Source organism: Streptomyces sp. 7R007 (assembly GCF_054850255.1).
Genome location: NZ_JBTWMV010000043.1, coordinates 1 through 12,043 on the forward strand (window position 1 = coordinate 1; position 12,043 = coordinate 12,043).

The window sequence follows — 12,043 nt, forward strand, 5'->3', positions numbered from 1 at the left end:
TGCGGTAGTCGGCGAGGGTGATGATCTCGTTCGCGGGTGCGTGCGGGCGCACGACCGTGCCGCGGGCCGCGTACTCGCCGGACTTGTACTCGTAGACGTAGTCGCCGAGGTGCAGCCAGGCGTCCAGGTCGCCGCGGGACGCGAGATGGCGGTACGAGGCGAAGTAGCCGCCCTCCCAGTTGGCGCAGGAGACCACGCCGAAGCGCAGGCCGGTCACGGCCGCGTCCGCCGCCGGCGCGGTGCGGGTACGCGCCACCGGGGAGTCCGTGCCGCCCGCGGTGAAGCGGAACCAGTAGTCGGTCGCCGGCTCCAGGCCGCGTATGTCGGCCTTGACGGTGTGGTCGGAGGCGGCGGTCGCCGTGGTCGAGCCCTTGGCGACGACGGTCGTGAACGCCCTGTCCTTGGCGACGACCCAGCCGACCTCGGTGTCCGGGCCGAGCCCGGAGCCGGGGGTCGCCTCGGCGGTGGGCGTCACCCGGGTCCACAGCAGGATGCCGTCGGGCAGCGGGTCGCCGGAGGCGACGCCGTGCAGGAACTGCGGCGTCTCGGCGGCCGCCCGGGCGGGCAGCGCGGCGGCGAGCGGGCCGGCCAGAACGGCGGTGGCCGCGGCGGCCTTCACGACCGTACGGCGGCGGGGCGAGAGCGGGTCGGCGCTCTCCGCGGGCACGGATGATCTGTGTCGAGTGGTCACGACCGATCAGGTTACTGATCGGTATCAACGGAGCGGGCGAACTCGCGAAAAGTTCGCCCGCTCTTTCGCCGCCGGTCGCTCAGGCCTTCAGGGCCGCGTTCACCACCTGGTTGAACTGGGCAACCGTCATGGGCGGGTTGCCGTTGCTGTCGGCGGTGAGCATCTTGCCGTTCATGACGAAGCTCGGAGTGCCGGTGACGCCGTCCTTGTTGGTGTCGAAGGTCTTCGACATCGCGAGCGCCCAGGCGTCGTACTTGCCGCTCCTCACGTCGGCCTGGAAGGTCTTGTTGTCCTTCAGGGCCGGCACGGTCTGGGCGACCTTGATGAGGTAGTCGTCGCTCTTGAACTTGTCCGTCGACTCGTCCGGGTGCCACTTCTTGGAGTACAGCGCGGTCTTGTACTCCAGGAACGCCTCGTCGCTGACGTTCAGCGCGGCGCCCATGGCGCTCATCGCGTTCTTGGAGCCCTCGCCGCGCGAGCCGATCGTGCCCTTGCCGAGCGAGTCGCCGTCGAGGAACGTGCCGCCGATGTACTGGATCTTGAACTTGCCGTCGTCGATGTCCTTCTTCACGGTCGAACCGACGGTCTGCTCGAACTGGGCGCAGATCGGGCAGCGCGGGTCCTCGTAGACCTTGAGGGTCTTCTTGGCGCTCGCCTTGCCGATCACGACGGTCGTGCCGTTGGTGCCCGTGGTGTGGGCCGGCGCGACGACCTTGTCGTCCTTGACGGACTCCCAGTGGCTGGGCTTGTTCGCCTGGACGACGGCGTAGCCGATGCCGCCGGCCGCGGCGAGCACGGCGACGACCGAACAGGCCACGATGACCTGGCGCTTGACCTTGGCCCGCTTGGCCTGGCGCTCGCGCTCCTGACGCAGCCGCTCACGGGCCGCCATCTTGGCCGCCTGGCTGTTCCGCTTGCTCATGTTGGTGATCTCCATGTGGGACGCGCACAGGGCGTGCGCGGGATACGTGTGGGGGAAGGGGTCGTGCTCGGTGCTGTGTCGCAGGCGCGTGCGTCAGACGGACGCGAGGGAGCACGGCGGTCCCCGCCGTCCCAGGGAGTGCGCGAGCAGCAGGTCGCGGACGGCGGCCGGACGGCGGCCGGGGCGCCGTACGCCGCGCGTCGCCTTGGCCGGGCGGACGGCCACCGCGGCCACCGCCAGCAGCAGCGGCCGGAACGTCGTCGCCGCCACCGCCCGCAGCAGCTGGGCCAGCGCCCGCTCGCCGCGGCGCAGCCAGGTGGCGGCGAGCAGGCCGACGCCGACGTGGGCGGCCAGCAGCAGCCAGGCCGTGGCCGGGTCGGCGTGGGCGAGCAGGACGGTGAGGCGGTCGGTGTCGGTGCCGGTGACCCGGGCCAGGGGCGTGGCGACCTGGGTGCCGGAGCCGCACAGCAGATCCCAGCCGACGGAGCGCAGCGGGCCGGCGACGGGGCCGCCCGCGCGGCCGTAGCAGACGTGCTGGCCGGTGGTGAAGACCGTGTCGGCGGCCAGCTCCAGGGGGATCAGCAGGGCGGCGATGCGCACGAAGCCGCGCTCGCGGCCGGCCAGCGCGTAGGCGACCGCGAACACGGCGGCGGCGACCGCGGCCACCGTGTTCAGCGGCAGCGGGACCCGGGACAGCAGCACGTGCGACGCGGTGCTGAGCGTCACGACGAGTGCCGTGAACAGCGCCGCGCGCAGCGCTCTGAGCCGGGTCCCGGATATGTCCATAGCGTGGAGAGTGTGTCACGTGCTCCGGTAAGGGACCACTAAGAGGTCCCTGTGAGAGGACGGACCGTTAGAGACCCGGAATCCGGCCGTTGCGGAACAGGTCCACGAAGATCTGGTGGTCGGCACGCGCGCGTGCGCCGTAGTCGTGCGCGAAGTCGACCAGGAGCTCCGCGAAGCCCTCCTCGTCGGCCGCGATCGCCGCGTCGATGGCCCGCTCGGTGGAGAACGGCACCAGGGACTCGCCGGAGGTGTCGTCCGCCGCCGCGTGCATGGTGGCCGTGGCCCGGCCCAGGTCGGCGACGACGCCCGCGATCTCCTCCGGGTCGTCGATGTCGCCCCAGTCCAGGTCCACCGCGTACGGCGAGACCTCGGCGACCAGCTGGCCCGCGCCGTCCAGCTCGGTCCAGCCCAGCCACGGGTCGGCGTGCTGCTGCAGGGCGCGCTGGGAGAGGACCGTGCGGTGGCCCTCGTGCTGGAAGTAGTCGCGGATCGCCGGGTCGGTGATGTGCCGGGAGACCGCCGGGGTCTGGGCCTGCTTGATGTAGATCACGACGTCGTTCTCCAGGGCGTCGGTGTGCCCCTCCAGCAGGATGTTGTACGACGGCAGCCCGGCCGAGCCGATGCCGATGCCGCGGCGGCCGACGACGTCCTTGACGCGGTAGGAGTCCGGGCGGGCCAGGGAGGCCTCCGGCAGGGTCTCCAGGTAGCCGTCGAAGGCCGCCAGCACCTTGTAGCGGGTGGCGGCGTCCAGCTCGATGGAGCCGCCGCCGGGCGCGAAGCGGCGCTCGAAGTCGCGGATCTCCGTCATCGACTCCAGCAGTCCGAACCGGGTCAGCGCGCGGGCGTCGCGCAGCGCGTCCAGCAGCGGGCCCTGGGCGGTGTCCAGGGTGAACGGCGGCACCTCGTCGCTCTTGGCGCCGGTGGCCAGCGCGTGGATCCGTTCGCGGTAGGCGCCCGCGTACACCCGCACCAGCTCGGTGATCTGCTCGTCGCTGAGCGCCTTGGCGTACCCGATGAGGGCGATGGAGGCGGAGAAGCGCTTGAGGTCCCAGGTGAAGGGGCCGACGTATGCCTCGTCGAAGTCGTTGACGTTGAAGATCAGCCGGCCGTTGGCGTCCATGTACGTGCCGAAGTTCTCCGCGTGCAGGTCGCCGTGGATCCACACGCGCGAGGTGCGCTCGTCCAGGTACGGGCCGCGGAGTATCCGCCCGCCGTCCCGCCCGGCGTGCTCGGCGTCCAGGTCGTGGTAGAAGAGGCACGCCGTACCCCGGTAGAACGCGAACGCCGAGGCCGCCATCTTCCGGAACTTCACGCGGAACGCGGCCGGGTCGGCGGCCAGGAGCTCGCCGAAGGCGGTGTCGAAGACGGCGAGGATCTCGTCGCCGCGCTGCTCGTCGCTGAGCTGGGGGACCGACATCGCGGGGTGCCTCCTGGTGCAGGTACGTGTACGACAGCGTTTCTGTCGTCTCCAACGGACGAGGGTGCGCGGAAGTGCCCGCGACTCTCGCTGTGAAGGTACGCGGGGGAGCCGCTCCGGTGTCAGTCTCGGGGCATAGACTTCGACGCTGACCCCAAGACTGTCCGCCAGCCCGTCGCCGACTGTTTCCTCTGGAGGCTCCACCGTGTCAAAGCCGCCGTTCACGCACCTGCACGTCCACACCCAGTACTCGCTGCTGGACGGTGCCGCGCGGCTCAAGGACATGTTCAACGCGTGCAACGAGATGGGCATGACCCATATCGCCATGTCCGACCACGGCAACCTCCACGGGGCGTACGACTTCTTCCACTCCGCGAAGAAGGCCGGAATCACCCCGATCATCGGGATCGAGGCGTATGTCGCGCCCGAGTCCCGGCGCAACAAGCGCAAGATCCAGTGGGGCCAGCCGCACCAGAAGAAGGACGACGTCTCCGGTTCCGGCGGTTACACCCACAAGACGATGTGGGCGGTGGACAAGACGGGCCTGCACAACCTCTTCCGCCTCTCCTCGGACGCGTACGCCGAGGGCTGGCTGCAGAAGTGGCCCCGGATGGACAAGGAGACGATCTCCCAGTGGTCCGAGGGGATCGTCGCCTCCACCGGCTGTCCCTCCGGCGAGGTCCAGACCCGGCTCCGGCTCGGCCAGGAGGAGGAAGCCCTCAAGGCGGCCGCCGACTACCAGGACATCTTCGGCAAGGACCGCTACTTCCTGGAGCTGATGGACCACGGCATCGAGATCGAACACCGGGTCCGCCAGGGCCTGCTCGACATCGGCAGGAAGCTCGGCATCCCGCCCCTGGTCACCAACGACTCGCACTACACGTACGCGCACGAGGCCGGCGCCCACGACGCCCTGCTGTGCATCCAGACCGGCAAGAACCTCTCCGACCCCGACCGCTTCAAGTTCGACGGCACCGGCTACTACCTGAAGTCCACGGACGAGATGTACGCCATCGACTCCTCGGACGCCTGGCAGGAGGGCTGCCGCAACACGCTCCTCGTCGCCGAGATGGTCGACACCACCGGCATGTTCGAGAAGCGCGACCTGATGCCCAAGTTCGACATCCCCGAGGGCTACACCGAGGTCACCTGGTTCAAGGAGGAGGTCCGCCGCGGCATGGAGCGCCGCTACCCGGGCGGCATCCCCGAGGACCGCCAGAAGCAGGCCGACTACGAGATGGACGTCATCATCTCGATGGGCTTCCCCGGCTACTTCCTCGTCGTCGCCGACTTCATCATGTGGGCCAAGAACAACGGCATCGCGGTCGGCCCCGGCCGAGGCTCCGCGGCCGGCTCGATCGTCGCCTACGCCATGGGCATCACCGACCTCGACCCCATCCCGCACGGCCTGATCTTCGAGCGGTTCCTCAACCCCGAGCGCATCTCCATGCCCGACGTCGACATCGACTTCGACGAGCGCCGGCGCGTGGAGGTCATCCGGTACGTGACGGAGAAGTACGGCGCCGACAAGGTCGCCATGATCGGCACCTACGGCACCATCAAGGCCAAGAACGCCATCAAGGACTCCGCGCGCGTGCTGGGCTACCCGTACGCGATGGGCGACCGCATCACCAAGGCCATGCCCGCCGACGTCCTCGGCAAGGGCATCCCCCTGTCCGGCATCACCGACCCCAGCCACCCGCGCTACAGCGAGGCCGGCGAGGTCCGCGCGATGTACGAGAACGAACCGGACGTGAAGAAGGTCATCGACACCGCCAAGGGCGTCGAGGGCCTGGTGCGGCAGATGGGCGTGCACGCCGCCGGCGTGATCATGTCCAGCGAGACCATCACCGAGCACGTCCCGGTCTGGGTCAGGCACACCGACGGCGTCACCATCACCCAGTGGGACTACCCGAGCTGCGAGTCGCTCGGCCTGCTGAAGATGGACTTCCTCGGCCTGCGCAACCTGACGATCATGGACGACGCCGTCAAGATGGTGAAGTCCAACAAGGGGATCGACATCGATCTCCTCGCCCTCCCGCTGGACGACCCCAAGACCTTCGAACTGCTCCAGCGCGGCGACACCCTCGGCGTCTTCCAGTTCGACGGCGGACCCATGCGCTCCCTGCTGCGCCTGATGAAGCCGGACAACTTCGAAGACATCTCCGCCGTCTCGGCCCTGTACCGCCCGGGCCCGATGGGCATGAACTCCCACACGAACTACGCGCTGCGCAAGAACAAGCAGCAGGAGATCACGCCGATCCACCCCGAGCTGGAGGAGCCGCTGCGGGAGGTCCTGGACGTCACCTACGGCCTGATCGTCTACCAGGAGCAGGTGCAGAAGGCCGCCCAGATCATCGCCGGCTACTCGCTCGGCGAGGCCGACATCCTGCGCCGCGTGATGGGCAAGAAGAAGCCGGAGGAGCTGGAGAAGAACTTCGTCATCTTCCAGGCCGGCGCCCGCAAGAACGGCTACAGCGACGAGGCCATCCAGGCCCTGTGGGACGTGCTGGTTCCGTTCGCCGGCTACGCCTTCAACAAGGCCCACTCGGCCGCGTACGGCCTGGTCTCGTACTGGACCGCGTACCTGAAGGCGAACCACCCCGCCGAGTACATGGCGGCCCTGCTGACCTCCGTCAAGGACGACAAGGACAAGTCGGCGGTCTACCTCAACGAGTGCCGGCGCATGGGCATCAAGGTGCTCCCGCCGAACGTCAACGAGTCGGTGCACAACTTCGCCGCCCAGGGTGACGACGTGATCCTCTTCGGCCTGGAGGCCGTGCGCAACGTCGGCACCGGCGTCGTCGACTCGATCATCAAGGCGCGCAAGGCGAAGGGGAAGTTCGCCTCCTTCCCCGACTACCTCGACAAGATCGACGCCGCCGCCTGCAACAAGCGGACCACGGAATCGCTGATCAAGGCGGGCGCCTTCGACTCGCTGGGCCACACCCGCAAGGGCCTGACCGCCCAGTACGAGCCGATGATCGACAACGTGGTCGCGGTCAAGCGCAAGGAGGCCGAGGGACAGTTCGACCTCTTCGGCGGCATGGGCGAGGAGACCAGCAGCGAGCCCGGCTTCGGCCTCGACGTGGAGTTCACCACCGAGGAGTGGGACAAGACCTACCTGCTCGCCCAGGAACGCGAGATGCTCGGTCTGTACGTCTCCGACCACCCGCTCTTCGGCCTGGAGCACGTGCTGTCCGACAAGGCCGACGCGGGCATCGCCCAGCTCACCGGCGGCGAGCACGCGGACGGCGCGGTCGTCACCATCGGCGGCATCATCTCCGGCCTGCAGCGCAAGATGACCAAGCAGGGCAACGCCTGGGCGATCGCCACCGTCGAGGACCTCGCCGGCTCCATCGAGTGCATGTTCTTCCCGGCCACCTACCAGCTGGTGTCGACGCAGCTCGTCGAGGACGCGGTCGTGTTCGTCAAGGGCCGCCTCGACAAGCGCGAGGACGTGCCGCGGCTGGTGGCGATGGAGCTCCAGGTGCCGGACCTGTCCAACGCGGGCACCAACGCGCCCGTGATCCTCACCATCCCGGCGGTGAAGGTGACCCCGCCGATGGTCAGCCGCCTCGGCGAGATCCTCACCCACCACAAGGGCGACAGCGAGGTCCGCATCAAGCTCCAGGGCCCGACCAAGACGACGGTCCTGCGCCTGGACCGGCACCGGGTCAAGCCCGACCCGGCGCTCTTCGGCGACCTGAAGGTGCTGCTCGGCCCGTCCTGCCTGGCGGGCTGACGGCCGCACGGCCGACCGTACGACCGAGGGGCGCATCCCGTACGGGGTGCGCCCCTCGGCTGTGCATGGGTCTCGGCAACCCTTAACGCAGAGGTCAGTTGTGACCGAAGCTCTTCTGCCGCCCCTTGCGGGCCATGTCGCCCGGGGTGACCTGCGGGAGGTGCTGCTCGGCCGGCGCCTCCAGCGAGGTCTGCGGGGCCTGCTGGGCCCGCTCGGCCTGCGGCTGCTGCTTACGGTTCTGCTTCTTGTTCTTGGCCATGGTGATCTGCCTCCTGTGGGGGATCTAGGGGCCAGGGCCGGGACCAGATTCACATAAGCTGACAACAGGCGCATGTCGGATCATTACCGTCCGTGACGGGTCTTGTCGGGGAGCGAGGGCACGGGCCGCACTCCGAAACGCCACGCCGAAGATCGAGTTCGGACCGTTAACCCCCGCACAGTCGGGCAGACTCGAAGGAAGCCCGAAGCAAACCTCCCGGGAAGAGGGTGAGTCGCGTGGACCGCTGCATCGTCCTGGTGGACGCCGGGTATCTGCTGGGAGCGGCCGCCAGCCTCCTCGCCGGAGAGCCCTCCCGGTCCCGCATCACCGTCGATCACGCCGCCCTCATCCAGGGCCTGCGCGAGCGCGCCGAGACCGAGACGGAACGGCCGCTGCTGCGCATCTACTGGTTCGACGGCGCCCCCGACCGCGTCCCGCAACCGGAGCACCGCCGGCTGCGCGTGATGCCCCGGGTGACCGTCCGGCTCGGCGCCCTGACCCGCAGCGACGGACGCTGGGCGCAGAAGGGCGTGGACGCCGCGATGCACGCAGAGCTGACCGAGCTGGCCCGCAACCGCGCCTGCTCCGACATCGTCCTGGTCACCGGCGACGGCGACCTGCTGCCGGGCATGATGGCCGCCAAGGAGCACGGCGTCGCCGTGCACCTGTGGGCCGTGCAGGCCGCCGACGGGGACTACAACCAGTCGGAGGACCTGGTCGCCGAGGCGGACGAGCGACGCGTGCTGGACCGTGCCTGGATCACCAAGGCCGTACGCCCCAAGGAGCTCGGCGGGATCTGCGCCCCGCCGCCCGCGCCGCGCCCCGAGATCGCCGCGATCCTCTCCGCGCCGCTGCCGGACTCCGCGCTCACCGCGCCCGAGCGGTCGGCCGGCGAGACCGAGCACGCCCCGGCGGCCGCCGTCTCGGACAACGGCACGCAGGAGCGGGTGCCCGCGCCCAAGGGCGTGCCGACCCCGAAGGACCTGGCCGCGCTGCGCTCCCCCGGCGTCCAGCCCGCCCCGCACCCGGCGACCGCCACCCTGCGCTGGTCCTCCGACAAAGGGTGGGTCGACCGGCCGCCCGCCGAGTCGCCCGAGGCCGCCTCGATGCCCACGCTCGCGCAGCTGACGACCGCGGAGCAGCGGTGGGCCGACCGGGAGGAGGACATCACGGCCGTCGGCGGCGACCCGTACGAGGTCGGGCAGGTGTTCGCCCGGCGGTGGATGGAGCGGCTGGGCGACCAGAGCCATCTGCAGCGGCTGTCGGGGATGTACCCGCGCATCCCGCACCGCATCGACGGCGAACTGCTGCGGTACGCGGCCCGCTTCGGGCTGCTCGCGCACAAGGACGACCAGATCGACGAACACGACCGGTACGCCATCCGGGCGGGCTTCTGGCGGGAGATCGACGTACGGACGGCCGCGGAGCACGCATCCGCAGGTGAGTAGTTCTTTACCGGTGGATGTGCCGTTATGGACCAACCCGGGAGCGGGCAGGCGTTCGCGACCCCGTACCCTCGTCCTTTGTGAGTACGCGCGCGGCACAGGCACTTCGGCACGGCGGGGACGTCGTGTGCGCGGTGCGCGGGCTGACGAAGACGTATCCGGCCGTGCGCGCTCGGCGCGGGGCTCCCGGGACGCCCGCGGTGCGGGCCACCGACGAGGTGCGGCTGGACATCCGGCGCGGTGAGATCTTCGGGCTGCTCGGGCCGAACGGCGCCGGCAAGTCCACCCTCGTACGCCAGCTGACCGGGCTGATGCGGCCCGACGCGGGCAGCGTCGAGATCCTCGGCCACGACATCGTGCGCCACCCGGAGCGGGCCGCGCGGATCCTCGCCTACCTCGGGCAGGAGTCCAGCGCCCTGGACGAGCTGACCGTGTCGCTCGCCGCCGAGACGACCGGGCGGCTGCGCGGCCTGGAGGCGCGGCGGGCGCGGGCCGAGCGGGACGCCGTACTGGAGGAGCTGGGGCTCACGCCGATCGCCGGGCGGCCGCTGAAGAAGCTGTCCGGCGGGCAGCGGCGGCTGGCCTGTTTCGCCGCCGCGCTGGTCGGGGAGCGGCCGCTGCTCGTGCTCGACGAGCCGACCACCGGGATGGACCCCGTGGCCCGGCGCGCCGTGTGGTCCGCGGTGGACCGGCGGCGGGCGGAGCGCGGGACGACGGTGCTGCTGGTCACCCACAACGTCATCGAGGCCGAGACGGTGCTGGACCGGGTCGCCGTTCTGGACCGCGGGCGGGTCATCGCCTGCGACACCCCGGCCGGGCTCAAGGAACAGGTCGCCGGGGAGGTCCGGGTCGAGCTGGTGTGGCGCGAGGCGGCGCCGCTGCACGTGCCCGAGGTCGCCGTGCTGCGCGAGCGGGCCGTGGAGGCGGGACGCCGCTGGACGCTGCGGCTCGCGCCCGAGGAGGCCCGCGCGGCCGTCGCCACCGTCACCGGCGGAGCCGCCTTCGCCGCCCTGGACGACTTCACGCTGGCCACGCCCAGCCTGGAGGACGTCTACCTGGCGCTGGGCGGGGCCGCGCAGCAGGGGTTGGTGAAGGCGTGAGCGGGCGAGCGGTCGTATGCGTATGGGACAGGACGACTGTCGGAGCGAGAAGGAGCAGCTCGACGTGAGTGTCGTATCCGCCGACGTCCTGCCGGGAAGCGCGCTGCCCGCCGGGGAGGGGAGCTCGGCCGCGGCCGAGCTGGGGCCGCGGGCGCGGATGTGGCCGTCGCTGGTCGCGGTCTACCGGGCGCAGCTGTCCAGGGCCCGGGTGGCGCGCATCCCGCTGCTGTTCGTGGCGACCTTCCAGTCGATCGGGATCATGATCCTGATGCGCGGGGTCGTGGACGGCGGCGGCGAGGCCGAGTCCGTCGTGGCCGGCTCCTCCGTGCTGGTCGTCGCCTTCGTCGCGCTGAACCTGCTCGCCCAGTACTTCGGCCAGTTGCGGGCCAGCGGCGGCCTCGACCACTACGCGACGCTGCCGGTGCCGCCGGCCGCCGTGGTGCTGGGGGCGGCGGGGGCGTACGCCTCGTTCACCGTGCCCGGGACCGTGGTGACCGCGGTCTTCGGGTGCGTGCTGTTCGGGCTGCCGCTCGCGCATCTGTGGGTGCTGGCGGCGGTCATCCCGCTCGCCGGCGCCGCCCTGGCCGGCCTCGGCGCCGCGCTCGGCCTGCTCGCCCCGCGGCCGGAGCTCGCGACCCTGCTCGGCCAGCTGGGCATGTCCGCGGCCCTGCTGCTCGGGGTGCTGCCCGCCGACCGGATGCCGGAGATCGTACGGCTGGCCCGCGACCTGCTGCCCTCGACGTACGGCGTCGAGGCCTTCGCCCGCACCTTCGGCACCCGCCCCGACTGGGCCTTCGTCCTCGGCGACCTCGCCGTCTGCGCGGCCGTCGGCGTCGTCTCGCTGGCCGTGGCCACCTGGGCATACCGCAGGGCGGCCGTCCGGTGACGCGCCGCACAGACGCGCCTGGCACGATGTCAGGGTGACCGCACCGTTGACTCCGCCTCCGCCGCCGCATGAACACTCCCCGCACAGCGCGTGGCAGCCCCCTGCCGACGGGCCCCTGGCTCCCGCGCCCCACGAGGTGGGCTACGGCACGTACGGACAGGACGGCCCTGGTATGAAGACCGAACTGCGGGAGGCCGCCGTCGTCACCCTCGCCGTGGCGATCGCCGGTGTGCTGCTCGGGCTGCTGTGGCTGTGGCTGGCGCCGCACGTGCCGCTGGTCGGCGACGTGGTCGACAAGAACTGGGTGGTCTACCTCAAGGACAGCGAGGGCGAGCAGGCGATCGGCGTGGACGGAACGTTCACGCTGCTCGGGCTGGCCTTCGGCGCGGTCAGCGCGGCGGCGGCCTTCCTGTGGCGGCGGCGCGGGGGAGTGCCGCTGGTCGTGGCGCTCGGGCTGGGCGGGCTGCTCGGCTCGCTGCTGGCCTGGCGGCTCGGCGTGTGGCTGGGTCCCGAGCACGACGTGCTCGCCCACGCCAAGGAGGTCGGCAAGAACGTCACCTTCTCCGCCCCGCTCAAGCTCGGCACCAAGGGCGCCCTGCTGGCCTGGCCGCTGGCGGCCCTGGTGGTCCACCTCGGCCTGACGGCCCTGTTCGGCCCCCGTGACCCGGAGCCGTACCAGCAGGGTCCCGCCCAGACGGATCCGTACGGGGCCCCGCCGGCGTGAGGGTCACGCGGGCCGGTGTCCGTGGTTGGAACGGCCCTTCTTGACGCGCCACTTGCGTTTCCGCGTTT

The 12,043-nt window shown here is 70.9% G+C and carries 10 protein-coding genes; 5 read left to right on the plus strand and 5 right to left on the minus strand.

All coding sequences use genetic code 11. From position 1 onward, the window contains the following. The 4 genes from ACYF6T_RS35195 to ACYF6T_RS35210 all read right to left on the minus strand — a co-directional run. Positions 1-691: alkaline phosphatase D family protein (locus ACYF6T_RS35195; RefSeq protein ID WP_461701646.1), on the minus strand; the 691-nt coding region annotated here is incomplete at its 3' end. A 79-nt stretch (positions 692-770) separates the two neighbouring features. Next, positions 771-1,613, minus strand: a complete 843-nt coding sequence (locus tag ACYF6T_RS35200) for a thioredoxin domain-containing protein (protein WP_461701647.1) — start codon at positions 1,611-1,613, stop codon at positions 771-773. A gap of 93 nt (positions 1,614-1,706) precedes the next feature. After that, positions 1,707-2,399 (minus strand): hypothetical protein, encoded by a 693-nt coding sequence (locus tag ACYF6T_RS35205; protein ID WP_461701649.1) that lies wholly within the window; start codon positions 2,397-2,399, stop codon positions 1,707-1,709. A gap of 67 nt (positions 2,400-2,466) precedes the next feature. Continuing rightward, positions 2,467-3,816, minus strand: a complete 1,350-nt coding sequence (locus ACYF6T_RS35210; protein WP_461701651.1) for a DUF2252 domain-containing protein — start codon at positions 3,814-3,816, stop codon at positions 2,467-2,469. Positions 3,817-4,021: 205 nt separating this feature from the next. Here ACYF6T_RS35210 and dnaE point away from each other — a divergent pair, with 205 nt between their 5' ends. Then, complete coding sequence (gene dnaE, locus ACYF6T_RS35215; protein ID WP_461701653.1) at positions 4,022-7,561, plus strand: DNA polymerase III subunit alpha; 3,540 nt, start codon at positions 4,022-4,024, stop codon at positions 7,559-7,561. Positions 7,562-7,655: 94 nt separating this feature from the next. Here dnaE and ACYF6T_RS35220 read toward each other — a convergent pair whose 3' ends face one another. Next, on the minus strand, positions 7,656-7,820 hold the full coding sequence (locus ACYF6T_RS35220; protein ID WP_461701654.1) for a hypothetical protein: 165 nt from the start codon (positions 7,818-7,820) through the stop codon (positions 7,656-7,658). A 236-nt stretch (positions 7,821-8,056) separates the two neighbouring features. On the opposite strand from ACYF6T_RS35220, the gene ACYF6T_RS35225 reads away from it, so the two are divergent. The 4 genes from ACYF6T_RS35225 to ACYF6T_RS35240 all read left to right on the plus strand — a co-directional run bounded on the left by ACYF6T_RS35225 (position 8,057) and on the right by ACYF6T_RS35240 (position 11,975). Beyond that, entirely contained in the window at positions 8,057-9,268 is a 1,212-nt protein-coding gene (locus ACYF6T_RS35225) for an NYN domain-containing protein (RefSeq protein WP_461701656.1), read from the plus strand. A 122-nt stretch (positions 9,269-9,390) separates the two neighbouring features. Then, a complete protein-coding gene (locus tag ACYF6T_RS35230) occupies positions 9,391-10,365 on the plus strand; it encodes an ABC transporter ATP-binding protein (RefSeq protein ID WP_461701721.1) in 975 nt (324 codons plus the stop codon). 64 nt (positions 10,366-10,429) lie between these two features. Next, on the plus strand, positions 10,430-11,251 hold the full coding sequence (locus ACYF6T_RS35235; RefSeq protein ID WP_461701657.1) for an ABC transporter permease: 822 nt from the start codon (positions 10,430-10,432) through the stop codon (positions 11,249-11,251). Positions 11,252-11,285: 34 nt separating this feature from the next. Further along, positions 11,286-11,975 (plus strand): AAA family ATPase, encoded by a 690-nt coding sequence (locus ACYF6T_RS35240; RefSeq protein WP_461701658.1) that lies wholly within the window; start codon positions 11,286-11,288, stop codon positions 11,973-11,975. Positions 11,976-12,043: the final 68 nt, after the last annotated feature.

What these genes read in the sequence shown, in the direction of transcription:
- ACYF6T_RS35210 (WP_461701651.1), bottom strand. Translation starts at nt 3,816, where the DNA reads ATGTCGGTCCCCCAGCTCAGCGACGAGCAGCGCGGCGACGAGATCCTC.
- ACYF6T_RS35220 (WP_461701654.1), bottom strand. Translation starts at nt 7,820, where the DNA reads ATGGCCAAGAACAAGAAGCAGAACCGTAAGCAGCAGCCGCAGGCCGAG.
- ACYF6T_RS35200 (WP_461701647.1), bottom strand. Translation starts at nt 1,613, where the DNA reads ATGAGCAAGCGGAACAGCCAGGCGGCCAAGATGGCGGCCCGTGAGCGG.
- ACYF6T_RS35205 (WP_461701649.1), bottom strand. Translation starts at nt 2,399, where the DNA reads ATGGACATATCCGGGACCCGGCTCAGAGCGCTGCGCGCGGCGCTGTTC.